The 26,567-nt window shown below is 38.0% G+C and carries 22 protein-coding genes; 2 read left to right on the forward strand and 20 right to left on the reverse strand.

Translation table 11 applies throughout. The annotated features are described in order from the left end of the window. Positions 1 to 232: 232 nt before the first annotated feature. The 5 genes from LC419_RS14755 to LC419_RS14775 form a co-directional block, all read right to left on the reverse strand. On the reverse strand, positions 233 to 1,087 hold the full coding sequence (locus LC419_RS14755) for a DMT family transporter (protein ID WP_223608080.1): 855 nt from the start codon (positions 1,085 to 1,087) through the stop codon (positions 233 to 235). A 386-nt stretch (positions 1,088 to 1,473) separates the two neighbouring features. Continuing rightward, entirely contained in the window at positions 1,474 to 2,472 is a 999-nt protein-coding gene (locus LC419_RS14760; RefSeq protein ID WP_223608081.1) for a T9SS type A sorting domain-containing protein, read from the reverse strand. Positions 2,473 to 2,695: 223 nt separating this feature from the next. Beyond that, positions 2,696 to 3,610, reverse strand: a complete 915-nt coding sequence (locus LC419_RS14765) for an AraC family transcriptional regulator (RefSeq protein WP_223608082.1) — start codon at positions 3,608 to 3,610, stop codon at positions 2,696 to 2,698. Between the two features lie 76 nt (positions 3,611 to 3,686). Then, a complete protein-coding gene (locus LC419_RS14770; protein ID WP_223608083.1) occupies positions 3,687 to 4,484 on the reverse strand; it encodes an SDR family oxidoreductase in 798 nt (265 codons plus the stop codon). A 414-nt stretch (positions 4,485 to 4,898) separates the two neighbouring features. Further along, positions 4,899 to 5,957, reverse strand: coding sequence for a 3-oxoacyl-ACP synthase III family protein (locus tag LC419_RS14775; protein WP_223608084.1), 1,059 nt, complete (start codon positions 5,955 to 5,957; stop codon positions 4,899 to 4,901). Positions 5,958 to 6,197: 240 nt separating this feature from the next. Between LC419_RS14775 and LC419_RS14780 the strand changes: the two genes are divergently transcribed. Further along, positions 6,198 to 9,542 carry a DEAD/DEAH box helicase gene (locus LC419_RS14780; RefSeq protein WP_223608085.1) on the forward strand — a complete coding sequence of 1,115 codons (3,345 nt, stop codon included), beginning with the start codon at positions 6,198 to 6,200 and terminating at the stop codon, positions 9,540 to 9,542. Between the two features lie 188 nt (positions 9,543 to 9,730). Here LC419_RS14780 and LC419_RS14785 read toward each other — a convergent pair whose 3' ends face one another. The 5 genes from LC419_RS14785 to LC419_RS14805 all read right to left on the reverse strand — a co-directional run bounded on the left by LC419_RS14785 (position 9,731) and on the right by LC419_RS14805 (position 13,412). Then, the gene (locus LC419_RS14785; protein WP_223608086.1) at positions 9,731 to 10,525 is read right to left on the reverse strand and encodes a T9SS type A sorting domain-containing protein; all 795 of its coding nucleotides are present in this window, start codon (positions 10,523 to 10,525) and stop codon (positions 9,731 to 9,733) included. A gap of 208 nt (positions 10,526 to 10,733) precedes the next feature. Then, a complete protein-coding gene (locus LC419_RS14790; protein WP_223608087.1) occupies positions 10,734 to 11,234 on the reverse strand; it encodes an endonuclease V in 501 nt (166 codons plus the stop codon). Positions 11,235 to 11,249: 15 nt separating this feature from the next. After that, entirely contained in the window at positions 11,250 to 11,612 is a 363-nt protein-coding gene (locus tag LC419_RS14795) for a glyoxalase (RefSeq protein ID WP_223608088.1), read from the reverse strand. Then, positions 11,609 to 12,055, reverse strand: coding sequence for a GNAT family N-acetyltransferase (locus LC419_RS14800; RefSeq protein ID WP_223608089.1), 447 nt, complete (start codon positions 12,053 to 12,055; stop codon positions 11,609 to 11,611). Before LC419_RS14800 ends, LC419_RS14795 begins: the two co-directional genes overlap by 4 nt. 313 nt (positions 12,056 to 12,368) lie before the next feature. Then, the gene (locus LC419_RS14805; RefSeq protein ID WP_223608090.1) at positions 12,369 to 13,412 is read right to left on the reverse strand and encodes a M28 family metallopeptidase; all 1,044 of its coding nucleotides are present in this window, start codon (positions 13,410 to 13,412) and stop codon (positions 12,369 to 12,371) included. Positions 13,413 to 13,918: 506 nt separating this feature from the next. On the opposite strand from LC419_RS14805, the gene LC419_RS14810 reads away from it, so the two are divergent. Then, a complete protein-coding gene (locus tag LC419_RS14810; protein WP_223608091.1) occupies positions 13,919 to 15,058 on the forward strand; it encodes an aminotransferase class I/II-fold pyridoxal phosphate-dependent enzyme in 1,140 nt (379 codons plus the stop codon). A gap of 144 nt (positions 15,059 to 15,202) precedes the next feature. Here the strand turns inward: LC419_RS14810 and LC419_RS14815 are convergent, their stop codons facing one another. The 10 genes from LC419_RS14815 to pdhA form a co-directional block, all read right to left on the reverse strand. After that, positions 15,203 to 17,938, reverse strand: a complete 2,736-nt coding sequence (locus LC419_RS14815) for a sodium-translocating pyrophosphatase (RefSeq protein WP_223608092.1) — start codon at positions 17,936 to 17,938, stop codon at positions 15,203 to 15,205. A gap of 324 nt (positions 17,939 to 18,262) precedes the next feature. Next, positions 18,263 to 18,874, reverse strand: a complete 612-nt coding sequence (locus LC419_RS14820) for an inorganic pyrophosphatase (RefSeq protein ID WP_034727727.1) — start codon at positions 18,872 to 18,874, stop codon at positions 18,263 to 18,265. 17 nt (positions 18,875 to 18,891) lie between these two features. Beyond that, positions 18,892 to 19,404, reverse strand: coding sequence for a hypothetical protein (locus LC419_RS14825; protein ID WP_223608093.1), 513 nt, complete (start codon positions 19,402 to 19,404; stop codon positions 18,892 to 18,894). A gap of 137 nt (positions 19,405 to 19,541) precedes the next feature. Next, on the reverse strand, positions 19,542 to 20,474 hold the full coding sequence (locus LC419_RS14830) for a phytanoyl-CoA dioxygenase family protein (RefSeq protein WP_223608094.1): 933 nt from the start codon (positions 20,472 to 20,474) through the stop codon (positions 19,542 to 19,544). 72 nt (positions 20,475 to 20,546) lie between these two features. Continuing rightward, positions 20,547 to 21,281 (reverse strand): hypothetical protein, encoded by a 735-nt coding sequence (locus LC419_RS14835; protein WP_223608095.1) that lies wholly within the window; start codon positions 21,279 to 21,281, stop codon positions 20,547 to 20,549. Between the two features lie 128 nt (positions 21,282 to 21,409). Next, the gene (gene radC, locus LC419_RS14840; protein WP_223608096.1) at positions 21,410 to 22,087 is read right to left on the reverse strand and encodes a DNA repair protein RadC; all 678 of its coding nucleotides are present in this window, start codon (positions 22,085 to 22,087) and stop codon (positions 21,410 to 21,412) included. 85 nt (positions 22,088 to 22,172) lie between these two features. After that, positions 22,173 to 22,751 (reverse strand): murein L,D-transpeptidase catalytic domain-containing protein, encoded by a 579-nt coding sequence (locus tag LC419_RS14845; protein WP_223608097.1) that lies wholly within the window; start codon positions 22,749 to 22,751, stop codon positions 22,173 to 22,175. 13 nt (positions 22,752 to 22,764) lie between these two features. Next, the gene (locus LC419_RS14850; protein ID WP_223608098.1) at positions 22,765 to 23,433 is read right to left on the reverse strand and encodes an ABC transporter ATP-binding protein; all 669 of its coding nucleotides are present in this window, start codon (positions 23,431 to 23,433) and stop codon (positions 22,765 to 22,767) included. 303 nt (positions 23,434 to 23,736) lie between these two features. Continuing rightward, positions 23,737 to 25,350, reverse strand: coding sequence for a 2-oxo acid dehydrogenase subunit E2 (locus LC419_RS14855; protein WP_223608099.1), 1,614 nt, complete (start codon positions 25,348 to 25,350; stop codon positions 23,737 to 23,739). A 95-nt stretch (positions 25,351 to 25,445) separates the two neighbouring features. Beyond that, on the reverse strand, positions 25,446 to 26,447 hold the full coding sequence (gene pdhA / locus LC419_RS14860) for a pyruvate dehydrogenase (acetyl-transferring) E1 component subunit alpha (protein ID WP_223608100.1): 1,002 nt from the start codon (positions 26,445 to 26,447) through the stop codon (positions 25,446 to 25,448). Positions 26,448 to 26,567: the final 120 nt, after the last annotated feature.

Here is a 26,567-nt window from a genome sequence, read left to right on the forward strand (position 1 = left end):
GCAGCATCAATACACCTTCTCATACCTTTACGAAAAGGTATAATCAATCCTTGAGCAGACATAGGGATTTGGGCATTTGAATCAGTGAGCATAATACAAACCGTACCCACAAGGGCAAATATCGCTTTAGAAGAATACCATTCCAAGCTCCTACAAAAGATGGCTAGATCAAAAATGATCTTTGTTCAAGAGGATAATTGGCGTTTTCCTGTTAATTTTTCAAAATAATATTCTACTTAGCTTCTATGCCTTTGGAAGTTATTGCAGAGCCCGCTGACGCAATTACCACACAGGCTACGGCAATACATTCGGTAACTGATAAATATTCCTGTAAAAATACGAAAGCGGCTAAAGAGGCCATTGCGGGCTCAAGGCTCATTAAAATACTAAAAGTTCTTGATGGTAATTGTTTAAGGGCATTTATTTCCAGCGTAAAAGGAATAGCACTGGAAAGCAGAGCGAGTGCTGCGCCTAAACCTATCAATTGTGGATTAAGGTGAGCGAGCCGTCCATCAAAAATTCCAAATGGTAATATAAAGATGGTTGCAATGAACATCCCAATGGTAACCGCATCAACGCCTTTCATTATTTTAGAAATTCTTCCTCCAAGAATAATATAGGCTGCCCAAAAACCACCTGCGAGTAAGGCTAATAAAACACCAATTAAGTTTAATCCGTTACTCGACCACGGCGCAATTAATGCAATACCAATGGCTGCTAAAATGATCCATACAAAATCTGTTATTTTTTTTGAGCTGAAAATTGCCAGAACCAAAGGTCCGACAAATTCTAAAGTCACCCCCAGCCCAATTGGGATGCGCTCAATGGCCATGTAGAAAATTAAATTCATTGCCCCTAACGATAATCCGTAAAGTATGACATATTTCCATTGCTTCAAATTGAGTTTGGATATATTGGGACGGAAAGCCATCCATAATATAATTGCAGATAACCCAATCCTTAAAGTAGCAGTAGGTGCTGCCCCAATTTCAGGGAAAAGTCCTTTTGCAATGGCAGCACCACATTGCACACTGACAATGGATAATAATACGGCCGGAATCGGTGGAAGCTGAAACTTAGTCTTCATTAGTCTGATTTGAGTTGCAATATTACAGCTTTTGATTTGTTCTGTTTACATAGTATGAATGCATTTCATCAATACATCCAATATAAAATCTGCTATTCCTATTCTCCAGCATGCTTCTTCTTAATTGAAGGGATAACCAATAATCGAAATTTACACAAGAGGAGTTACAGATTTACATTAAAAACGGAAAGAGCATTCAGTATTCTGAAAGCTCTGTTCCTATAAAAACCACTTACCGAAAGTCTGATTATGAGACCTGAAAACTTATTACCCAGGCATGAACAAACCATTTAATTCATATGTTCATTCCTGATCCACAACCTATAACAATTTTTCTGACTTTCAGATTTTTAACAGTTTTTATTGTAAAAAGTAGAAATTTAAAATTATTGCTTGATTATTTTTTTTGAAACCGTTTGCCCATTCTGCAGTTCTCCCTGAAGAATATACACCCCTTTCGGAAGTTTTGAAATATCAATATTCTTCCTATTTTCTATTTTTAAAACAGATTTTCCATCCAGAGAAGTAATACTGACCTTTTTAACGTTTCCATCAGATTGCAGGGTAATCTTATCTGAGCTTGGGTTCGGATATACTGAAATACCGGTCTTGTTTATAGCTAAATCAGAGGTTGATAAAGCACCCGGAACAAGGTAAGAAACCACCTTCGAAACATTCGTAGTTCCATTCAAAGTGAAGGTATTGATCCCAAAGGAAAAAACCATTCCTGAAGTCTGATTGATCCATTGGTAAGACTCATGGGTATAGGACAAAGGTGGCTGCCCTGCCATGGTCTGGGTGGCGGTTCTCATTCTCTTTACTCTGAGAACATTGGTATACGTTCCTGTAGGTGTAATAACCGTGCCATAACCATCCGCAATAAAAGATTCCTGGCCTGCTTCGCTCGTATTTCCTATACCTGTCGAAACCGTATTGAGTTGATAGGTTTCATTAAATTGCTGCTGATACGTTATCGGAAACTTATACCTGATGAGAGGATCTGTATACGTTGTAGTTCCGTCCCCCAGACTCGGTCCGAAGTAGGAGCCTATCATGGTAGCTTCCGTATCGGTCATTATGTTGAAGTCATAAGTATCTGCGGCAATGGGATTCGTAATTCTGTTGGCTGTAGGAAACCTGAAGCAGTTGGTCTGTCCGGGACATGCATTGGTGGTAGATGTGACAACATTAGCTGTAGTATAAGCAGAAAAATCCCATGTAACATTAGCACCGGCAGCTCCTGCTGTAATGGCTGTAGAGGTTACATCTCCCGATCTGAATGTAACAGGAACATTGATCCTGTCAACACCTGATCTTGTTACCGTAGGCTGCGCATAAGCCATAATTCCTACGGTAACGGCTAAAAGAAAGTTAATTTTTTTCATTTGTTTATGATGGGTTTGGTGAAGTGATTTATATGGAGTGTTTTTTTATTACAAATGTATCCTTAGGCTGACAAAGCATCAATCCTTAAAAAAAAGTATTTTTTTCTACCTATTATTAGGTATTTCATATGACATTTAAAAGCATTACTTTTCTACGTTTAGATTCAAAGCAAAAAGCCCGGCACGTGCCGGGCTTTTTGCTTTGAATCTATTGATAGGATTATTAATTAAATGACTGTCTGTAGCTTAAAGGGGTTTTGTCCGTTTTCTTTTTAAACAGCTTATTGAATGACTGCGGGTGCTCAAAACCTAATGCATAAGCAACTTCCGATACGGAAAAACGGGTTGCCGTAAGGTATTCTTTAGCCTTTTCAATCAATTTTTCGTGAATATGCTGCTGGGCATTCTGTCCGGTAAGATTCCGGAGCATATCACTCAGATAATGAGGGGAGAGATTAAGCTCAGAGGCCAGAAATTCTACGGTGGGAATACCGTGGTTCAGGGTCTGCTCATTATTAAAATAATCTTCGAGTACCGTATCCATTTTGGACAGCAGATCACTGTTGACTGCTTTTCTGGTAATAAATTGTCTCTTATAAAAACGGTTGCTGTAATTTAGTAAAACTTCAATGTAGGAAATAATAACATCCTGGCTAACTTCATCGATGGCGGTATTCAACTCATTTCTGATATTGTCCAGCAGTCCTGTGATGACCGTTTTCTCCTGATCGGATAAATGCAGGGCTTCATTCGTATCATAAGAAAAGAACCCGAATTTCTTAATGTTCTTTGCCAAAGGATAAGTCCGGATAAAATCAGGATGAACCAAAAGTGTGTACCCACAGTATTCTGCATCTACATCCGTAGAAAGGATCTGTCCCGGGGATGTGAACATCATGCCTCCTTCATTAAAATCGTAATATCCCTGTCCATAGCCCATCTTTCCGTGTTCGGAAAATTTATAGGAGATTTTATAAAAATTCATCAGGAAGCTTTTGTTCAGCATTTCTTTATCCACACTCATTTGGGTATTGTCTACCAGACTTACTAATGGATGTAAGGGCTTTGGAAGCTTCAGCAGATTGTGAAGTTCCGATATGGATGAAATTTTCATAGGGGCATTATCTTTCTTTTCCATGATATAAATGTATTAAATATTTGGTTGAAAAGACCGTATAAAACATATATTTATACGGTCTCCCTATTTAAATTTCTTAGATAAACTGTTTTCCGAACTGCGCTCTGAAAAGCTCATCACCCAGCTCAAGACGCTGTGCATACAATGCCCGGGCATCTTCTCCGGCCACATATCTTAACTGTTTTTTACCATCCGTAGCAGCTTCATAAACTACCTCAGCAATCTGTACCGGCTCGGAAGCAGCTTCCATCATTCCTTCCATTTTGGAGAACAGAGAATTGGTCATTTCTTCATACGCAGGGCTCGTTGCTGCATCTAAAGAACGGCTTACAAAATCAGTTTTAATTCCTCCCGGAGAAACTGTTTTAACATCAATTCCGAATCGGTTCAGTTCGTAGGCTAAACTTTCACTCCAGCCCTCCAGCGCCCATTTGGTGGCATGATAGGTAGAACCTAAAGGAAATGCGATCAATCCGCCAATGGATGTTGTGGAAATAAACATTCCGTTTTGCTTTTCTCTGAAATAAGGAATAAATGCCTGTGTTACACGGATTACACCCAAAAGATTGGTGTCCAGCTGTTTTAAGATCTGTCCATCAGATAAAGCTTCCAAAGGTCCGATAAGCCCATAACCTGCATTATTGAAAACCACATCCACATTACCCAGGTCAATTGCTTTTTTAACGGTTGATTTTATCTGTTCAAGATTGGTGACATCCAACGGAAGCAGGGTTACATTCTCCAGACCGTTCAGTTCCGTGTCTGCTTCTGGGTTTCTCATTGTTGCAATAACGTTCCATCCTCTGCTTTGAAATAATTGGGCAGCCGCTTTTCCTAATCCTGTTGAAGCGCCTGTTATAAAAATTGTTTTCATTTTTTTTTATGTATTAAATTAACAAGACAAAGGTCAGAATTAGAAAAAACTCCGGAGTTGCCAAATTGGACTAACGTGTAGCCAAAATGAATCTCTCCCTTAAACTCATAAAAAAAGCGTCACCGTATAGATACACTGTCCCGCTTTGGTATTAAAAAATTGCAACTGCTGCTACAATCACTCATTTAGCATTACCATAAAAATGGCTGAGAATGAATTTGCAGAAACCAGCTCGCAGATAATCTTCAATAATTCAATTGTATAAAAACAAAAAAATAGATGTCTTCATAGATCCGGTGAAATTTCATCCGTTTCAAAAAATAAGGCTCAGATTATAAAAATCTGAGCCTTTTTCAATATAAGAGATCAAAATATGATGGCTGCCATCACTATTCCTCTCTGATCGTGTATAAGTTAAAATTTATAAACAAATGAATTGATATTCATCCCTGCCCCTACAGAAGCGAACAGTACAACGTGTCCTTCTTTGATTTCGTGGGAAGGAAGTTCTCCATCTAGGATCATTGCAAGTAAAGTAGGAATAGTAGCCACACTGCTGTTTCCTAATTTATTAATGACCATCGGCATAATATTTTCCGGCATCGGAAGATCGTAAAGCTGATAAAAACGTTTTACGATAGCCTCATCCATTTTTTCATTGGCCTGATGGATGATGATCTTATCAAGCTGATCTATAGAATATCCGCTGGCATCCAAACATTTTTTCATGGCATCCGCTACATTCACCAGTGCAAATTCATAGATTTTACGGCCATCCATTTTGATATATTTCGTATCCTGACAGCTTTCATTGTTGTATGACTTTCCGAAATACAGAAAATCTTTTTCGTTTAACGTATGTGAAGCCGATAAGTGAGACTGTATTCCACTGCTATCGTCACTGAGCTCCAGAATAGCGGCTCCTGCTCCGTCTGCATAGATCATACTGTCTCTATCGTGAACGTCTACAACTCTTGAAAGCGTTTCTGCCCCGATAACCAGGCAGCGTTTTGCAATTCCTGATCTGATGAAAGCATTGGCCTGTATAACGCCCTCAATCCAGCCCGGACATCCGAAAAGGACATCATAAGCCACACAAAAATTATTTTTGATTTTCAGCAGATGCTTTACTCTTGAGGCCAGACTCGGAACACTGTCCGACTGAACGGTACCGAAACGAACATCCCCAAAATTATGGGCAAATATGATATAGTCCAATGTTTCAGGATCTATTTTTGAGTTTTCTATTGCTCTCTGTGCTGCTATGAGCCCCAGATCCGAGGTCACCTGATGTTCAGATGCGTACCTTCTTTCTTCGATGCCGGTAATTTCCTTTAGCTTTCTGGCAATAATATCATTCGCTTCCTTTAATGACTCTCCGTTTTTATTAATAAAATGATGCTGGTCAAAAAATAAATTTGTAATTGTTTCCGGCGGAATATAATTGCCGACGCCTATAATCTTGCTTGTCATTAAAAAAAAATTATGATCTTCTTAAATTCATTTCGTATTTTTCATGAATTCAAATATTGTACAATAATAACGATAAAATATTTATTAATCGTATGATAAATTATAATTGAATATTTATATTGGTATTCAGCGCATACAATGGGACTTCTAATTCCGTTAAATCGCTCTCTATCACTGCTTTTTCACTTCATCCTAAATACCCTGGAATCTTGTCGTCAATTTTTGTAAATTCGCATACTTATGGCGGCATATATTCTTGAAAATACAAGCTTCACTACCCTTTCTGTTTACGATCTTCTGAAGCACACCTCCGGCAGCGCATTTCTGGAGATCAGAGATTTCCACGGAATCTATCCTACTGCTATTGAAAACAACAATGGAATTTTCACGAAAAGAGCTCCGCTACAGGATTTTCCGGATGTTTCCGTAAGCCAGATCGGGAGTTCCATCGTAAGTACCTGCACCTGCAGTCATCCCAAAGACAAACTTTGTGAACATCAGACAGAAATTATCCACTGTATTATAGAAGAAAAAAATTTCAGAACTTTTTTTGACCCGTACCTTCGTAAAAAACTGTTCATTGCCAAAGCTAAAAGTTACGGCCTGGAAAATGAACCTGATCTCGATATCTATTTCGAACTGCACTATGCCGACGGTAAAATTGAAGTACAGCCTAAGATCAAAGAAATGCTATCCATCGATGAAGACGTTTTTAAACAACAGCTTATTCCACAGCGCTCTTCTGTGATTGAGGACCTTGCTTTGCAGGAAAATGGAAAAAGAAAAATACTGGTCATCGGCAGGCACCGTTATTACAGTCATCTGAACTTTTCACTGATGGAGTCCGAGACTACACAGATGGGAAAGATTAAAAACCCAGTCAATCCGGTTGATGCCATGCAGCTCATATGGAAAGCAGAAGAACCGCATCAGATTAAATTTTACACCGCTGTTTCAGCCTTCCAGAACAATTACAATGAGGAATATAATGCTGCAGAACTGGAAGCATTAAAACTGATTGTACAGAATCCGCTTGGGCTGGAAACGTATTATCATGACCGTGAACTTTCGGAAACCGTTTCGGCAAAATCTCTTGTGCCTGTACATCTTGAAGTTTTAAAGGCAGAATTAAAACTTAGTGTGTTCAAAAAAGAACCTTTCTATGAAGTGACCGGGGAACTTGAATTCAATGATATTTCTATTCCCTTCAAAAATGTCACGATCAGGAATGAATATTTTGTGTACAGCAGGAATACCTTTAGCTTTGTAGACGATCCTGATATGCTGAGGGTCCTGAAGTTTTTTAAAGCCAATAACGAAATCCTGCTTGTTCATGCTTCAAAATATGAAGCATTTATGCAGAACATTCTTAGTTCACTTGAAAAGCGTATTCATATTAATTATAGCTACATACAGCCTGCAACTCCGGTACAGCTTGAAGAAAAACCACACCGGAATGAGAGGATCATTTATCTTCGTCAGCAGGGAAATTATATTGCCGTCACTCCGGTCATGAAATATGGTCAGGCCGAAGTTCCTGTGTATTCCAGAAAGCAGCTTTTCGGGACGGATCAGAACGGGAATGTATTTAAAATCAACAGAAGTGATGCCGAAGAAGCCCGCTTTACTTCGCTCATCATGAAACAGCATCCGGACTTTGAGGGACAAATGGACGGCTATGATTATTTTTATCTGCACAAGGATAAATTTTTGGATGAAGATTGGTTTCTGCATGCCTTTGAAACCTGGAGAAATGAAGGGGTTATTATCCTGGGGTTCAATGAACTCAAAAACAATAAGCTTAATTCGCACAAAGCGAAAATCAATATTCAGATCACCAGCGGCCTGGATTGGTTCAATGCCAAACTGAAAGTAAGTTTCGGACAGAAAGATGCCGCTTTGAAACAGCTTCACCGCGCTATTCGGAACAGAAGCAAATTTGTACAGCTTGATGATGGCACACTTGGCCTGCTTCCTGAAGAATGGATTGACAAGATGAATGAGTTTTTCAGAATTGGGGAAATTGATTGTGAAGATCTTAAAATTCCGAAAATCAGTTTTACTGAGATCTCTTCTCTGTTTGAGAAAGAGGTTTTAAGTAAGGAAATCCAGGAGGAACTGACATCTTACTCGCTTCAGTTCTCGTCTGTCAAGAACATTCCACAAGTCATTGTTCCCAAAGGATTAAATGCCACTTTAAGAGACTATCAGCACGATGGATTAAACTGGCTGGACTTTCTGGACGGTTTCAATTTCGGAGGCTGTCTGGCGGATGATATGGGATTAGGAAAAACGCTTCAGGTAATTGCATTTATCCTGTCTCAAAGGGAAAAACACGGACATACGACCAATCTTGTGGTCGTACCAACTTCCCTGCTCTTCAACTGGCAGGAAGAAATCAATAAGTTTGCACCCTCTGTAAAAGTGATGACGCATTATGGAGCAGACCGGTTAAAAGCATCGGAACATATGGCTGAGTATGAAGTAGTGCTTACCAGCTATGGAATGCTTCTTTCAGATATCCGTTTCCTGAAAAATTTCCGCTTCAATTATGTTTTCCTCGATGAATCACAGACGATTAAAAACCCAAATTCGGAACGATATAAAGCAGCACGCCTCCTGCAGTCGAGAAACAGAATCGTTCTTACCGGTACACCTATTGAAAACAATACGTTTGATCTTTACAGCCAACTTTCTTTTGCCTGTCCGGGGCTTTTGGGAAGCAAGCAGTATTTCAAAGATATTTACGCTATTCCTATCGATAAATTTGAATACGGAAAACGGGCTCAGGAACTTCAGGACAAAATAAGACCTTTCATTCTCCGCAGAACGAAGAAACAGGTGGCCAAAGAGCTTCCTGAAAAAACCGAAATGATGATCTATTGCGAAATGGATGCTGAACAGCGAAAGATTTATGATGCCTATGAAAAAGAACTTCGCGAATTTATCGCCGCCAATGATGATGACGATCTTAATACAAACAGCATGCACGTTCTGACGGGATTAACGAGGCTCAGACAGATCTGTAATTCTCCTTTACTTTTAAAAGAAGGATACTCCGGTGAACATGCCGTGAAAATAGAAATACTGATGGAACAGATCCAAAGTAAATCTAAGGATCATAAAATATTAGTCTTCTCACAATTTGTAGAGATGCTGGATTTACTTAAAGCAGAACTTGAACATAAAAAAATACCGTTTGAATACCTTACCGGACAGACCAAGAACAGAGGCAAAGCCGTTAATAATTTCCAGGAAAATGAAGAGATCCGCGTATTTCTGATCAGTTTAAAAGCCGGCGGTGTGGGCCTAAATCTTACGCAGGCAGATTATATTTATCTGGTGGATCCGTGGTGGAATCCAGCAGCGGAAAACCAGGCGATTGACCGAAGTTACCGTATTGGTCAGACAAAAAACGTGATCGCTGTCCGTTTGATCTGTTCGAATACCGTAGAAGAGAAAATCTTAAGTCTTCAGAAAAAGAAGAATGAACTGGCTCAAAACCTGCTCCAGACTGATGGAATGGGTATCCAGAAGCTTTCAAAGCATGATTTACTGGAAATACTGGATTCGGGACCGTTATAGAGGTTTCGGGCGGGCCGGATGGCCCGCCCGAAACCCTCCTCAATTATGTATTAAAATTCTTAATCAATTTCATTCTCACATTAACTTCTCATACATTTTAATGATTTCTTACAAAAAAGAAAACCGGCAGATAGGTCTGCCGGTCTAAAAAAACAAAAATTGATATGGATATGATTAGATAAGTGTTTCTATTGTTTAATGATCTTTTCAGTGATGCTTTTTTTATCTCTGGTGTAGAGCTTAATCAGATAAGTTCCGGAAGCAAGGCCGTTCATATTGACAACACCGGAGGTCCCTTCTGTAAGTTTCTGCCCTGCTAAGTTATACACTTCGTATTTTTCTAGCCCTTCTTCAGTTTTCACCGTTACTGAGTCTGATGTAGGATTAGGATATACCCGTACGGAAGATTTTTTAGTTACTTCAGAGGTTGCCAGATTGGAAGCCAGTATATTTAATGTATAATCTTCAAACTGCCCCGCTCGTAAACCTGTATCACACGCCGTATTGATTGAATTCGCTGCATTGGGATTCGAATAAGCTGCTGTATTCGTGTTTTTAAGTACTCTCATTCTTGTAGTTCCTGATGTTATATTGGCAGGAATGGCAATCGTACCAGTAATTGTCATGGCATTAAAAGGATTGGCTGCACCAAGTCTTCCGATAGTAAAGCTTTCTCCCGCATCATCGAAATTACCGTTCCTGTTGAAATCAATATAAACCACAACATCACTCGGGAAAGTACTGGAAGGGCCTTTTACAGAGATCTGGTAACTGTTCCCAGCCTGAATATCCGTAGACACCGAAGTAAAATCTTCATAAACCTGTGTAGTGCCGGTTTGAGAAGGTGACGTATTATTGATATTTCCAAAACTAACGTTGGTGATCATATTGCTGTCTGATCCATACTGAAATGCCGGAGTACAATACTGCGCATTCATCATCATACAGAATACTGCGGCAGAAAGAGTAGATAATTTCTTCATTTATTCCTTTATTTTGTTGAGACAAATTTATATTTATTTAGAATCAATAAAAATAAGAAACGAATGACATTTGTCACCTTTTCCGGAATAATTCAAAAATAAGGAAGATAAAATAGATTAATCCGTTGAAAATCTAATAATTATAGCAATCAGCAAAGAAATGAAATTGCTTTTATAATTGAAATTGATAGTCGATTTGTGAAAATGATTACGTTCTGGACAGCTGATCCAGCTTTTTAAGCAGTGTTGGTATTCTGTAAGCGCCGTGCATCTGCTCCACTTTAGGTATTATTTCATCTACATTTGCTCCCATTGCGGTAAGAAACAATGGAGTTTTGCTTTCTCCTCTTAAGACATTTCTTCTTTGGGAATCGAGAGCTGCAAATTCATTCTTTGCAATCCCAATGATCGGGTATTTCCGATCCAAAGCTTCATACAGATAGCCTCCCAATCCTATTTTACCATCATTATCAAGGGTAACATAGCCGTCTACAATAATAAGATCGTCTTCTTTTAATTCGATTTTTTTCAGTAAACTCAGAATACAGGGCAATTCTCTTTTATAAAATGCACCGCTCTCATACGCAGAACCGATGTCTGTTTTTTCAATAAAAATTTCGGATTCATTTTCGGAAGTCCAGTCTTCAAATGCGATACACACCGTATTCGCATAATCCTCATAATAATAAGTATCAAAAGCGTAAATCATATTTCCTTTTCGTCATTAAAAAAATTCACCAAAATGCCACAAAATCCCGGACGGATCATGTACAAAGCATTCCTTTCCCCACTCCATTGTTCGTACAGGGGCAAGTTTCACACCCTCATATTTTTCGGTAAGATTCAAAGTCAGAATCTCTTTCCAAAACTCGTCTGTATTCTCCACTTCCATAAAGATCATCATATTGTCTATCCAGTCTTTAGCATAATAATCCTGAAGGTAGAAACCTGTTTCCTGTCTTTTAAATAAGGATAATTTAGGCTCAAGAATTACTTCTTCAAATCCTAAATCCCTGTAAAAACTTCTGCTAATTTCAAAATTTTCAGCCCCGATAAAGGGTCTTATAGATTTTACGCCCTGTGTCATGATCTTTTGTTTTTCCAGTTATTAAAAGTCATCTCAAACTTGATTTCTTTTCCATGAGCTCCTGCTTCCTTCCATCCGGACTTTCTGTAGAATGTTTCAGCTCTTGTTCCCGGTGCAGTGCCAAGCCAGACACTCTTCTGAGTCTGTTCAAAGTACCAGTCGAGCATGATATCATGAAGTTGTCTTCCAATGCCCAGATTTTCAAAATCAGGATCCAGAAAAAGTGCCCAGATATTATATTCTTTCAGGTCTACAATGGAGAAACCGACAATTTTGGATTCGATTTCACATACCCAACCTTTTCCTCTTTCGAATAGAAATTCTTTACAATGTGCATCTGTAACCAGTGCGGGATCAGAGAGCATATTCTCTTTGACGGAGTTTCTTACGATCTGGATTTGTGGGATGTCTTCCGGTCTGGCTTCACGGATTGCTGTTTTCATTTGAATTTGAATTAAAACGCATGATGAGTTTATTACAATTTGGGTTAAATCCCAATGGTTGTGGTTCTTTTTATAAAACGGGCTAAAGTCCGTTCCTATTGAATGTATATTTGGAGATATTTGTTGGTCAACGCAAAGGCGCAATTGTTTAATATATATTACCGTTTATAAGCCGTAATGATTTATCTCCGATAAAATTGGATTTCTAAAAAGCATATACTAAAATCCATAAATCATCTGATTTAATATATTTTAGAACTTGTTACTTAAAGCAATTTCCTCCTGCATCTTTGCGCTGATCCAACACAATATTTTATTTCTTATCTACTACAATTCTTTCTGCCCTGTTGGCAATTTCCCAGGCTGTAGCAAAAACGAGCTGTGCTCTTTTCTCAAGCAAAGGATAATCAATTTTCTCAGGATCATCTGTTGGCTTGTGGTAGTCTTCATGGATGCCATCGAAGAAAAAGGCTACCGGGACATTGTTTTTAGCAAAATTATAGTGGTCTGAACGGTAGTAAAGTTGTTCAGGATCTGCCGGATCATCGTATTTGTAGTTGAGTTCTAAATTATTCGTTTTCTTGTTCGCAGCCTCATTAATCACTTTAAGCTGAGAACTCAACATTTCCGAACCAATCACATAAACATACTGCTTTCCTCTGTTTTCAGCATCGTCACGGCCTATCATGTCAATATTCAAATCAACGACTGTATTGGCAAGTGGGAATACAGGATTGCTGGTGTAGAATTCCGACCCGAACAGACCATGTTCCTCTCCTGTTACATGAAGGAACAGAATTGATCTTTTTGGTCCTTTTCCGGCCTTTTTAGCTTCCTGGAAAGCTTTTGCAATCTGCATCACAGCAACCGTACCGCTGCCATCATCATCCGCTCCGTTGTATACTACTCCATTTTTGGTTCCTACATGGTCATAATGCGCTGAAATCACTACTATTTCCTCAGGTTTTTCGCTTCCTTCTATAAAGGCCAGAATGTTTTCAGAATCAGGGAGATTTCCACCACCTCTTTTTTTCATAAATTCAGCAGGAACCTTCTGATAATAGGAGCCCAATGCCTTTGGAGGATTAATTCCCAAGCTTTTATAATAATTAATCATATACTCACCCGCCTTCTTTTGCCCGGGACTTCCTGTATCTCTGCCTTCCATTTCATCAGAAGAGATTACATATAAGTTTTTCTTTAATTCATCAGCTTTAATGGTCTTATAAGCAGACTGAAAGGCTTTATCTTCTTTAGCTACAGAAGTAGACTGTGCCGAGGCTCCTTCAGAAATTTTCGCTGTTCCGCAACTGACTACAACAGCCAGACCCAACAACGGGATAAGTATTTTTTTCATATGATAATAATTTTCTTAAAAATAACAAATTTTTATTGAACCCCAAGCGCTATATAACGACGGTTCATATCTATTGATTGTCTAGGTCTTCATTTTTTCACAATTCTGTTCTGCGGTTTTCAAAATTTTAATCAGTACTTTTAGTTCATCTCTGCTGAATTCATTTAAACTCTGGTTATACAGTGTGAAAGGTATTTTTATGTAGTTGATCCAGCTTTCAGCTTCTCATTGTAAATTCCTCAAAATGTCGTTAATGGATTTTTAATAACCGGAGGAGAAGTTTGTGCACTTACCAGAAGGCAGAAACCAAAAGAAAATAAAAGAATACTCTTTTTCATTTGCAATATCGCTCGTTTAAAATCTAATGGCGGTAAAGATAGAAAAATCAAGATTTCCTAAAGCAAAAACATAGCAGAAATAAAGATTCAATAAAGAAAACAATATATTTTTATGATTTAATTTAACGAATGTCTATTTTTCTTATATTTGACATAAATGCAAAATAGATGGAAAGAATTTACGGATTCACACATTATTCGTTTTTTACGGAAATGTCTGAGCTCGCATCCAGAAACAACAGCTTCGACCTTTCTTTAGGGCTTCCCGATTTTGATATCGATAGCCGACTGAAATCGTTCCTGAAAGAAGCAGCAGATCATCAATGCCATCAATATGAGCCGCTTTCAGGAAGTCCTTTGCTTATCAACAATATTATTGCATTCAATACTGCCAGAGTGAACAGTATTTACCTTAAGGAAAATGAGGTCACCATCATTCCCTGTGCCACTTTTGCTTTACATACGGCACTTAAATCTATTTTAAATCGGGGAGATGAAGTAATTATTATTCAGCCTTCCTATTACACCTATGGCCCTTCTGTGGTCTTAAACGATGGTGTTCCTGTCTATTATGATCTTGATCAAGATTTCACCATTAACTGGGAAAAGTTTCAACAATGCATTTCCGAAAAAACAAAGGCGGTTATCGTTAATTCGCCTCAAAATCCAACAGGCACAATCTGGAAACAAAGCGACTGGAACCAACTGTATGAATTGATCAGACATCAGGAAATCTATCTCATTTCGGAAGAAATCTATGACACCTATTGCTACGACGGAGTTGAACATTACAGTTCTTTTCTTCATCCGGGATTGAAAAACAGGACTTTCTGTATTTTTTCTTTTGGGAAAATGTTTCATACTTCCGGCTGGAAAGTCAGCTACCTGCTTGCTTCCGAAGATCTGACAGCAAAATTCAGATGTCATCAACAGTATATTTCATACAGTGCCAATGCACCTGCTCAGTATGCTCTTGCGAAATATCTTGAAGTATTTGATTCTTCGGAAAACCGCAGGATTATGCAGGGAAAAAGGGATATTTTTAATGAGATGATTGCCCTTACGCCCTTGGAAGCCACAAAAAAAGCTGAAGGAAGTGTTTTTCAGGTGGTTAATTTCAGGAATGTCTCCCAAACAATGACGGATGTAGAATTTTCGAAATGGCTGACCGTAGAGAAAAAAACGGCGTGTCTGCCGCTTTCTGCTTTCTATCATTCACGACAGAACTCGGATTACATCCGGTTCAGTTTCGCGAAAAAAGATGACGTCATTATTCAGGCATTGGAGTATTTGCAAAAGCATCTTTAATAAATTACATTTTTTTAACCACTGATTTCACGGATTAACATGGATGATTGTGGTTAATTTTAATCTAACACTTAATATTGTTATCAATAAAAAAGCACCGTCTTATTCTAGACGGTGCTTTGTATATTTAATTAATAATTGATTTTAAAGAGCAAGAACTCTTACATCAATTCTTCTGTTTTTTGCTTTACATTCGTCGGTATCATTCGCCTCACAAACAGGATGCTGAGAGCCGTAGCCTTCTGCCTCTACCCTGTCTGAAGGGATACCTAGTTCAAGTAACTTCAGTTTAGCCGTTTGAGCCCTTAGATTGGATAGTTTCTGATTGCTTTCTTCATTTCCTGTATTATCCGTATAGCCTCCTAATTTTATTTTTAGATTAGGATAGGCATTTAGAATTTCGGCAAGATTATTCAACTGTAATTCTGAACCAGCCTTCAGATCACTGGATCCGGTCTGGAAATAAAGATTTTCCACCGTATACCAATTATTAGGATCAATGATCTTCTGATCCTTTTGTTGTACAGCATTATACAATTGAAACAGCCTGCTTCCTTCTCCCAATGTAATTGTTTTTCCACCTTTCAGTTTAATTTCCTGAATATTCCCGGTTTCATAGACAAAATCCCCGTTTTCGTTCAGATGTCCCTTGATGTCTTGTGGAGATGAAGGAACTGTTTGAAGCTGTGCATGGGCTGTTGTTGAAGTAGCATTGGAAGCTCTTGTCAGGCTCTCAAGCTTAGCTTTTCTGTTAGCTTCAATTTTATCTTTATGAATTACCGCCAGCGTCGGTGCTATAACCAATGAAACAATGGACATCAGTTTGATCAGAATGTTCATGGATGGTCCTGAAGTATCTTTAAACGGATCTCCCACCGTATCTCCCGTTACAGAAGCTTTATGCGGTTCTGAACCTTTATAATAAGTCTGACCATTGATATCCACTCCTTTTTCAAATGACTTTTTAGCATTATCCCAGGCACCACCTGCATTATTCTGGAACATTCCCATCAGAACACCACATACGGTAGCTCCGGCTAAGAATCCTCCCAAAACTTCAGGTCCGAAGATAAAGCCAACCAAAAGAGGTGAAATAATGGTAATCGCCCCCGGAAGCATCATTTTTCTAATAGATGCATCTGTGGAAATCGCCACGCACTTTTCATATTCAGGCTGTGCTTTTCCTTCCAGAATTCCAGGAATTTCGCGGAACTGTCTTCTTACTTCTTCCACCATGGCCATCGCGGCCTGTCCTACTGCCGTAATCGCAAGTGAAGAGAATATGAATGGGATCATTCCCCCAACAAATAATCCTGCCAGAACATCGGCTCTATAAATATCAATGCCATCAATACCGGCAATTCCTACAAAGGCTGCAAATAAAGCCAATGCCGTCAATGCTGCAGAAGCAATGGCAAATCCTTTCCCGCTGGCTGCTGTAGTGTTTCCAACAGCATCAAGAATATCTGTTTTTTCACGAACTTCTTTCGGAAGCTCACTCATTTCAGCAATTCCTCCTGCGTTATCTGCTATAGGCCCGAAAGCATCAATAGCAAGCTGCATCGCAGTGGTGGCCATCATTCCGGCTGCTGCAATGGCGACTCCATAAAGTCCGGCACATAAATAGGATCCGTAAATACCACCTGCCAGTACAAGGATTGGAAGTAAGGTAGATTCCATTCCAACGGCAAGTCCTCCGATTATATTGGTTGCGTGACCAGTAGAAGACTGTCTCACAATACTGGAAACCGGTCTTTTACCCATGGCTGTATAATATTCTGTGATGATACTCATTAAAGTCCCTACAACAAGCCCGACCATAATAGCTCCAAAAACGCCCATCTTTGTAAATTCATGTTCTCTGAGGGTCATTTTTTCAGGAAGAAGATAGTTCACCAGGAAATAAGAAGAAATAGCCGTGATTACGATACTTCCCCAGTTTCCAAGATTCAGGGCATTTTGTACACTTGAAGTAGATAAACCGTCATTTTCATTGATTCTTACAAATAAAGTTCCGATCATCGAGAAAATAATTCCTGTTCCTGCAATAAGCATCGGCAGGAGAATCGGTGCAAAACCACCGAATGAATCATCGGACATGGTTTCTCTTCCCAAAACCATTGTTGCTAATACCGTAGCCACATAAGATCCGAATAAATCTGCTCCCATTCCTGCCACATCTCCAACATTATCTCCCACATTATCGGCAATCGTCGCTGGGTTTCTTGGATCATCTTCAGGAATTCCCGCTTCTACTTTTCCTACCAGGTCAGCTCCTACATCGGCAGCTTTTGTGTAAATACCGCCACCTACTCTGGCAAAAAGGGCGATCGATTCCGCTCCCAGAGAAAATCCGGTGAGAATTTCAATCGTTTTTTCCATTTCATGGGAATCTACCGTTGAATCCGGAGCAAAGATCTGTTTGATGATCAGAAAAAGAGCTCCCAAACCAAGCACGGCCAGTCCGGCAACACCCATTCCCATTACGGAACCGCCTGTAAAAGAAACTTTTAATGCTTTCGAAAGTGAAGTTCTTGCCGCTTCTGCCGTTCTTACATTCGCTTTGGTCGCGATCTTCATTCCGATAAATCCAGCCAGAGCAGAAAAAACAGCTCCAACGGCAAAGGCCAGTCCTATACTCCAGTGAGAATTGGAATTGGTGGATCCCATCACAGCCAGCAATATGGCGACTACAACTACGAAATAGGTTAAAATCTTGTACTCGGCCTTCAGAAAGGCCATGGCACCGTCAGCGATATGTCCGCTGATTATTTTCATTTTCTCGTTTCCGGCATTCTGCTTACTTACCCAGTTACTCTGCAGGAAAGTATACAACAAGGCGACAACGCCGAAAACCGGAATTAAATAGAACAAATCCATAGTTTATTATTTTAATATTAATAAATAGTAATTAGTTTTATAAATATAACAAAAAATCCATTGTTTTATTAAGTCTTGTTCTATAATATATTTTTCCGGAAATTTAAAACATCTCAAAAAGGATATCGTGTGAAAGCATTAATTTATTTAACCATCCCAATGTTTCTTATGAATATCATCTGCAAAAAATGAAAATAAGTTTGGAGGGATATCAACCTAATGATCTAAAGAAAAACCTGACGTATTGAGAAACTATGTATTTACACAATTAAAAAGGCAGATGAAAATTCACCTGCCTTTATTATCATTTTGGAATGCTGTTTCTTAGCCTCCGAATTTTTCTGCGTAATCTTTTTGAGAAGCTTTGATCACTTTTTTAGCGTGCTCAGCTCCGTATACCTCATGAATTCTACATTTTGCAGGCTCATCCGGTAGATTTTTATACGTTAAGAAGTAGTGCATTAATCTCTTTACTTCAGCTTCAGGAAGTTCAGCAATATCTCTGAAATGTCCGAAAGCATGGTCACCGATCATCACGGCAACGATTTTATCATCTGCTTCACCTCCATCTATCATTTTGAATCCACCGATTGGAATAGCTTCCATTAATAATCCTCCTGAGTGAATATTATGAGAGCTTAATACACAGATATCAAGCGGGTCATGATCACCTTCCGTTACATCATCAGCTCCAGCTTCTACAGCCAGTTTCATGACTTCATTGTGGCAGTATGTTCTTGGAACAAACCCATATAAAGCGGGAATGATATTAGAAAATTTCTGAGGTCTGTCTACCTTTAAAAATCCTGTTTCTTTGTCTACTTCATATTTAATTGTATCTGAAGGAACGATTTCCACGAATACATTGACAACATTTGGCGCATCTTCTCCTGCAGAAACTCCGTGCCATGGATGTGCTTTAAAATTTGGAATCATTATTTATCTGTTATTTTTTAAGTTATAATTAAAATTTCTCTTCTAAGGTCTTCTATAGTGGCCACGATATAGTCATCACCCTCCATATAGTTCATGATGAAAATGGTTTTAAACTCTTCAAGATCTGCGTTGGCATTCAGCCCGTCATAGGTTTTGTGAAGTAAATCTATCAAAGCATTTTTGGAATCTACGATATTCTTCCATGAATTTTTCGTAACATATAGTTGCTGTGAAGTATTGTATTCAAACTCATCATTAATAGTTTTTTCCGTAAGAAAGATGAATTCATTCGGAGCCAACCCTTTATCAAACTTCTGAATCAGGTTTGAAGGTTTCATCCTTTCCAGAAACAAAGTCATTCTTTCGTAAGAATGAGCCTTGTTTTCAGCATTCGATTTTACAGAAAGAAGTTTGATCTCCTGATTTTTAAGGGTGATGTACGAGTGTACAAATTGTCTCAGCAAAACCAGAAAAGGAATTGCGATAATCAATGCAAATGCATACGGTAAATATCCTGAAAAACTACCCATAATTTTAGACCGCAAAATTACTAATTATTTTCCGGCTTCTAAAGAGTTTTTGAATATATTGGTCTTAGAATTTTGAATATAAATCAAAGACAGGAAAATGATGAGAAAAAACCGATCATACTTGAAAAATCAATAAATTACAGCTCAAAAAGCGCAGGTCTCTGGGTAACTTCGTGATAGCACACACTATTTTCATCAAAGAAGTGATATACTAGGCTTTTTCTCGTTCTGTTCTTATCTGTATGAGGCTCACCGCCGTGGAGAATATTGGCATGCCATATCAGCATATCACCCTTTTTAGCTTTAAAGATTTCTTTCTTCAGACCTAGTTCCTTAACTTTTTCCTCTAAAAATTCTTCGTAAGCTCTGTAACTTTTTTTGCCGATTCGTATAGAATCTCCTTCATTTTCATAATCAGAGTTAAGGAAATAAGGAAGTTTGTGGCTTCCGGGGATATAATGAAGAGCACCATTCGTCTCATCTACGTCTTCCAAGGCAATCCATACTCCAAGAAGTCCGCCCAGAGGATAAGTCGTCATGTGAATACTGTCGGAATGTGTTTTCTGCTGGCTGCCATTAATGAAATTGATACTCTGAAAAAGTTTGGCCTTACCATCTAAAAGTACGGATAAGAAATCCAGAAGATTTTTATTACTCCCAATATTTTTAATAATCTCGGAATGATGAATAGCAAACATTAGCTTTCCTCCATAAATGAATTTCAGGGTGCCATTATCCATTAGTGTCTCAATTTCAAGGTTGATCCTTTCGGCATCATCTTCACTAATAAAATTCCTTAGGATCATATACCCGTTATCGTCGTACTGCAGCGCACTTTGTTTATTTTCATCTGATAATTCTTTGAAAAAATCTGTATGGGTAAGTTTATCCTGACCAATAGTTCTTTCTGAAGTCGGGAGATGAGCAAAATCAGCACTGGAAATGCTTGAAAAGTAGTTTTTACTAATACCGTATTTTTTATATAAAGGAATATTGTGTTGTAATTTTTTCTTATTAAAAAAATTGTAAATAACATAGGGAAGTTTATACTGACGGATTTGCTTTAGCATAACTGAAATATTAAAATAATAATGTCATAAAGTTACAAATAATATTTAGAACAAGTCTAAACAACAGGCTTGTTAAGAAAATCTCTTTAAAAATTTATTCTCAATAAAACCATATTCATGAAGCTCTGCACCAAAACTTTTGAAAAAAACTTCAATTCCACGGATGTTACTTCCCATAAAATTAAGGGATTTTTCGTGGATATATATATTTAAGATCTTGTCAATTATAAAAGAGGCTCCATTCTCCGATTTGTAATCTTCATCATTGATCAAACATAATGATGAAAACTGATCTTTATCCTTGACTAAAACAGCTAAATTAACTAATGAGTCATTAAAAAAAGCCCCGCAAAGTTTAAGTAATTTATTTTCTGAAAGAAATGCAATATATATTTTAAGTTTTATCCAGTCCGTTTCTTTTGCAAGTCCTTTAAAATTATTCTTGAGAAACAACATTGTGTCTTCGTCAAACTCAATTTCTCTATAAGTAAGATGCTGAGACACTTTAATAGTGGATTTTCTACCTTTAAAGTATTTTATCCTCTTTAATATAGCATAATCAGAAATAGGAATAATATAATTTTTCTTTTTTTCTAATTTAGTTGAAAAAGTATTGCCCTGATTAAACAAATACAAAAATACTGCATACTTTTTTTTTAGAAAACGTAAAAACAGATCATTGATTTTCGGATCATCAAATTTTGAAAAAATTCCTAACTGTTGGCAGAAAAGAGGCATATGAACAAAATTGATCCCCAATTTTTTATAAATATGAATAGGCATTACAGCCTCATAATCTTTATACATTAAAATATGCCAGTTTCCGGAAAGCTGATCTAAAATTTCTTTTTGCGAATACCAATTTCTCTGTACTGAATTTTCCAGGCATTTCGTATATTTTTCGAAATCGATCTGATCGTATTTAACTCTTCTAATCATAATAATCCTTCATCTGAGAAACTGCAATAGGTATCCTGTGTAATAATGATATGGTCTAAAAGCTGGATGCTTAATGTGTTTCCGGCTTCTCTTATTTTGTGGGTGATATTGATGTCTTCTTTGCTCGGTTTCAGGCTTCCTGATGGATGATTGTGGGCTATAATAATGCCTGTTGAAAAATGATCCAGCGCTGTTTTAAATAAAATTCTTACATCCACAATAGACTGACTTATTCCTCCTTGTGTAAGCTTTGAAATATGAATCACTTTATTGCCTTGATTCAGAAATACAGCCCAAAATTCCTCAGTTCTTAAATCTGACAGATGATTTTTAAGAATAAGATAAGCATCACTGCTGTTTGAAATGATCGGTCTGTATGGAATTTCCTGAACGGATCTTCTTCTTCCGATCTCTAATGCTGCAATAATAGAAACTGCCTTCACCTCACCCACTCCTTTGAATTTCATCAAATCTTTACTGGAAAGAAGGCTTAATTGGTGCCAGTTGTTATTCACAGATGCCAGAATCTTTCTTGCCAGTTCCAGTGCACTCTCGTCTCTGCTTCCACTTCCCATGATAATGGCCAGAAGTTCAGAATCAGAAAGTGAATTCTTGCCTTTTAGCAAAAACTTCTCTCTGGGTCTGTCATCTTCGGCAAGAAACTTTATAGTCATATTTTAGAGATTAGAGATTAGAGATTAGAGATTAGAGATTAGAGATTAAGTTACAAATTATAGACTTTAAATAACCTGAATAAATTTAATAAAATGCATACAGTATGACCGGCTTTTTAGATTCGTCAAGATATTTTGCAGTCTCGGTTAATGCTTTAGTAGAAAGCATCGGACATCCTAAACTTAAGCAGGCAGGACTTTGAGCTTCCTGATCCGGAACACACCCTAAAGAATGCAATACTATTGCCCGCAGCATCGCATTGCTATTGGTAGTATCTAAACCATTTAACCGATAAGCTTTTCCAAATTTACCGTTATAGCTGCCTAAAATTTCATATTTTCCAATTGAAGACTGGTATGAGCCTTCAGTATTACTGAATTTGAGCATTTCTGAATTCTGAATCACAGATCCTGAACCGTGAGAAACAACTGCTTTCTGTAATACTTTATCGTTTTTAAGATCGTAGACAAAGTATCTATATTTCCCTGAATACGTTTTAAAGTTAATAAAAATGGCCAGATCCTGATTATAATTTTTTCCTTTTACAAAATTCTTAATTTCCATAACTTTTGCTGTAGGAAGAACCGAAGATATATTATTCTCCTGAGATTCCGCTTTGAAGCAGGAAACAATAAAAAGGAACAGGAAAATAAACTTTTTCATTGGATAAGGGTTTTTATTCTACGATCATTCCGTCTTTCATAATCAGTTTTCGGTCTGTGATTTCAGCAAGATTAGGATTGTGGGTTACTATCACAAACGTCTGATTATACTTATCTCTCAGATCAAAAAATAGCCTGTGAAGATCATCAGCATTCTTTGAATCTAGGTTTCCTGTAGGCTCATCCGCAAAAATAATTTTTGGTGAATTGATCAAAGCTCTTGCTACAGCAACCCTTTGTGCTTCTCCTCCTGACAGCTGATTAGGTTTATGATTCAGCCTCTGCTCTATTCTAAGATCCTCAAATAATGCATATGCCTTATCTAAAGCTTCTTTTTCATTGGCACCTCCTATTTTTGTTGGAAGCAAAACATTTTCTAAAGCTGTAAATTCGGGAAGCAACTGGTGAAACTGAAATACAAAACCAATATTCTGATTTCTGAATTTCGAAAGCTGCTTATCATTCATATTGATAAAAGACTCCCCCGCAATACTTATTTCCGTATTATACTTATTGGAATTGCTCGGAAGATCTAAAGTTCCTAAGATCTGAAGCAATGTAGATTTTCCTGCTCCGGATTCGCCTACAATAGAAACAACTTCACCCATTTTGATATGGATATCAACTCCTTTCAGTACTTCTAAATTCCCATAAGACTTATGGATATTACTCGCTCTAATCATAATTCAAAAGTACTAATTTGATTTTAAAGTTCAGCCATAAAACTCAAATCTCAACAACTTTTTTTAACGAAAAAATGACATAAAAGCAATATTTAGATCAACAGAATATTGATATGATTTTGCATATTATCATAACTAAGAAATAAAAAACCTATCATTAATTGAATAACAAAAAATCAAACAGTAAAATCAAATGTTGAAATAAAATTAATTTTCACTAAAAAAACCACTTAAATAAGGCTCATAATAAAAACAAAAAACCTCTCGAAATGAGAGGTTTTAATATTTTACAATCCGGGCCTGTTACAGTAAAAGTGTTAAAGGACTTTCCAGATATGTTTTTAAAGTCTGTAAGAACTGAGCTCCGGTAGCACCGTCTACCACTCTGTGGTCACAAGCTAATGAAAGCTTCATGATATTTCCTACTACGATCTGACCGTCTTTAACGATCGGTTTTTCAATGATCGCTCCTACTGAAAGGATCGCAGAGTTCGGCTGGTTGATGATACTTGTAAATGTTTCAATTCCGAACATCCCCAGGTTTGATATTGAGAATGTAGAACCTTCCATTTCATTCGCTTTAAGACCTTTGCTTTTCGCTCTTGAAGCCATATCTTTTACCGCTGCAGAAATCTGGGTGTAGTTCATCTGATCTGTATTTTTAAGTACAGGAACCACTAATCCATCAGGAATAGCCACTGCTACACCCACATTGATATTTCCTCTGTGGATGATCTTGTCTCCTGCCCAGCTCGAATTCACCTGTGGATGTTTTCTTAAAGCAACAGCCGTCGCTTTAATGATCATATCATTGAAAGAGATTTTAGTATCTGGTAAAGAATTGATTTCTTTTCTGGCCTCAATCGCTTTATCCATGTTGATCTCTACCATCAGATAATAGTGAGGAGCAGAGAATTTACTTTCAGCAAGACGTTTTGCAATAATATTTCTTACCTGAGAGTTTGGAGTTTCTGTATCTTCACCCTGAACAAAGCTCAATGCAACCTGAGCTGCTGCCGGAGCAGAAACAGAAGGTTGAGCCTGTGCCTGAGAAGGCTGATAGTTTTCGATATCTTTTTTAACGATTCTTCCGTTTTCTCCTGAACCATTCACGCTGTTGATATCAACACCTTTGTCCTGAGCCATTTTCTTAGCCAATGGAGAAATCGCTACTCTGTCAGAAGATGAAACACTTGCAACAGACGCAGTCTTTTCTTCTGCTTTAGCTTCAGTTTTCTGTTCGGCAGGTTTTTCAGAAGTCTGAGACGCTGCTTTTGGAGCACCTACTGCAGAAATATCTGTTCCTTCAGGACCGATAATCGCTAAAACTGAATCTACAGGAGCCGCACCACCTTCTTCTACACCCTGCTTCAGTAATACTCCGTTGAATTCAGATTCAAAATCCTGAACGGCTTTATCTGTTTCGATCTCAGCAAGAAGATCTCCTTCTTTTACTGTATCGCCTACGTTTTTGTGCCATTTTGCTACTTTACCCTCTGTCATCGTATCAGAAAGTCTTGGCATGGTAATAATTTCTACGCCGGCAGGAACTTCCGCTGTAGTCTGCTCAATGCTTGTAGCGTTATTTTCTGTTTTTGATTCTTCTTCAGATTTTTTTTCTTCAGAACCACCTGCAGCAGGAGCAGCAGCTCCACCGGTTAGTCCTGAAATATCTTCCCCTTCATTTCCTATAATCGCTAAAACAGAATCTACAGCAGCAGCAGCGCCTTCTTCTACACCTACGTATAAAAGAGTTCCGTTTATCTCAGATTCGAAATCCTGAACAGCTTTATCTGTTTCAATTTCGGCTAAAATATCTCCTTCTTTTACTGTATCTCCTACTTTTTTATGCCATTTCGCCACTTTCCCTTCCGTCATAGTGTCGGAAAGTCGGGGCATCGTAATTACTTCTGCCATAATTTATTGTGTTAATTTGTTAATGTGATGATGTGATGATAAGAACAGTGAACATGGTATGTACACATCATCTATCATCGAATCAGCAAATTATTTTAGTTTTCTAATTTATCTAAGAATGGGTAATTTTCCTGAGCATAAACATATTCATAAACCTTGTCTGCATCAGGATAAGGAGAGTTTTCCATGAACTCGATACACTCGTCCACAAAATCTCTTGATTTGTTGTCTACAGCTTCCAATTCAGCTTCTGTAGCCCATCCGTTTTCCAGAATTCTATGTTTTACCAATTCCATAGGGTCATCATTCTTGTGAATGGCTACTTCTTCCTTGCTTCTGTAAGGTTCAGCATCAGACATAGAGTGTCCTCTGTAACGGTATGTTCTTGCTTCAATAAAAGTAGGTCCGTCTCCTCTTCTTGCTCTTTCAATTGCTTCGTATGCTGCTTCAGCTACTTTTTCAGGATCCATTGCATCTACAGCAAGGCAAGGCATTTCGTATCCTAAACCTAATTTATAGATATCTTCGTGGTTGGCTGTTCTTTTTACAGAAGTTCCCATGGCATACTGGTTGTTTTCAACCACAAATACTACAGGAAGTTTCCAGTTCATCGCCATATTGAATGTTTCATGAAGCGATCCCTGTCTTGCAGCTCCGTCTCCGAAGAAACAGATGTTTACAGCTTTTCTGTCATAATACTTATCTGCAAAAGCAATTCCGGCTCCCAAAGGAATCTGTCCGCCTACAATACCGTGTCCACCATAGAAACGGTGCTCTTTGCTGAAAATGTGCATAGAACCACCCATACCTCCGGATGTTCCGGTAGCTTTACCGCAAAGTTCCGCCATGATTCTCTTAGGATCTACTCCCATCGCCATTGGATGGATGTGGCATCTGTACGCAGTAATCATACTGTCCTTCGTTAAATCCATTGCATGCGTGAAGCCGGCAGGGATAGCCTCCTGACCGTTATACAAATGTAAAAAACCTCTGATCTTTTGTTTTAGATAAAGAGAACGGCATTTGTCTTCAAACCTTCTCCACATTGTCATATCTTCATACCACTTCAGGTATACCTCTTTAGAAAATTCTTTCATGTGCTAGCTCTTGCTTTTTTATGATGAATATTTGAGCAAAATTATAAAAAAAACTTTGTTTTTATCGTATACATACTAATTGTTTTTTTGCTTATAGTGTTATATTTGAATTTTAAACTT

Origin of the sequence: Chryseobacterium sp. OSA05B (assembly GCF_019970065.1) — a bacterium.
Lineage (GTDB): Bacteria > Bacteroidota > Bacteroidia > Flavobacteriales > Weeksellaceae > Chryseobacterium.